Here is a 1,119-nt window from a genome sequence, read left to right as displayed (position 1 = left end):
GCCGTTTCGGCGATCGCGCAGCGCGTGCCCATTCCCAAGCGGATGATGCATATCTTGGAAGGGGAGTCGCTGCTCAACGACGCCTCGGGCCTCGTCTGCTTGCGCTTTGCCATCGCAGCGACGCTGACCGGCGCCTTTTCCCTCCACCAGGCCGCCATCAACTTCGTGTGGGTCGCGCTGGGCGGGCTGGCGGTCGGTTCGGGTCTGACCTGGCTCGTCTCGCACGCCAAGAACTGGGTGTCGCGGCGCTATGGCGAAGAGGGCGGGGCGCAGATCCTCATCAGCCTGCTTCTGCCTTTCGGCTCCTATCTTGTTGCCGAACATCTGCACTGTTCGGGGATCCTGGCCGCGGTGGCCGCAGGCCTAACGATGGGTTTCGTAGAGGGAAGCGGCGAACTTGCCGCCTCAACGCGCATCCGCCGCAACACGGTGTGGGACGTCATCCAGTTCACCGCCAATGGTGTCATCTTCGTGCTGCTCGGTGAACAGCTCCCGGCTATTCTCGCGGGCGCGGCGGAGACGGTGCGCCTTACCGGTCACCATGAACCCTGGTGGCTCGGCGTCTATGTGCTTGCGATCAATCTTGGACTGGCCGCCTTGCGCTTCCTTTGGGTCTGGCTGTCGTTCCGCTTGAGTTTCTTCCGGCAGGGCGAAGGGCAATCGACCCCGAACTGGCGTATTGTCGCGGCGATGTCCTTTGCCGGCGTGCGCGGCGCTATCACGCTTGCGGGCGTGCTCACGCTCCCGCTCGTGCTCAGCGATGGGTCACCCTTCCCGGGACGCGACCTCGCCATTTTCCTGGCGATGGGCGTCATCATAGTCTCGCTGCTCGTCGCGAGCCTTGGCCTTCCCGTCGTGCTGCGGGGCCTGCGCATGCCGCCCGAGCATGACCAGCAGAGCGCCGAAGATGCCGCGCGCGTCAAGGCGGCCGAAGCGGCCATTGCCCGGATCGAGGAGGTCCAGCACGAACTGGCCGAGGGCCGCGCGGATGCCGATCTTTATGTGTCCGCTGCCGCGCGGATCATGGACGGTTACCGCGAGCGGATCGAAAGCCGGGTGGGGACACGCGAGGAAAATGCCGAGATGCGGCGAGGTGAGGCGATCGAACGGCGCCTGCGC

1 protein-coding gene is annotated in these 1,119 nt (G+C 65.7%); it reads left to right on the top strand.

What is annotated here, in order from left to right; all coding sequences use genetic code 11:
• Positions 1-1,119, top strand: a 1,119-nt coding sequence (locus tag RT424_RS24040; protein WP_313443374.1) for a cation:proton antiporter, incomplete at both ends; no start/stop codon positions are given.

It is taken from the genome of Novosphingobium sp. (assembly GCF_032093395.1).
GTDB lineage: Bacteria > Pseudomonadota > Alphaproteobacteria > Sphingomonadales > Sphingomonadaceae > Novosphingobium.
The sequence above is the reverse complement of the archived record's forward strand: the minus strand, read 5'-3'. Positions and strand labels throughout refer to the sequence as shown.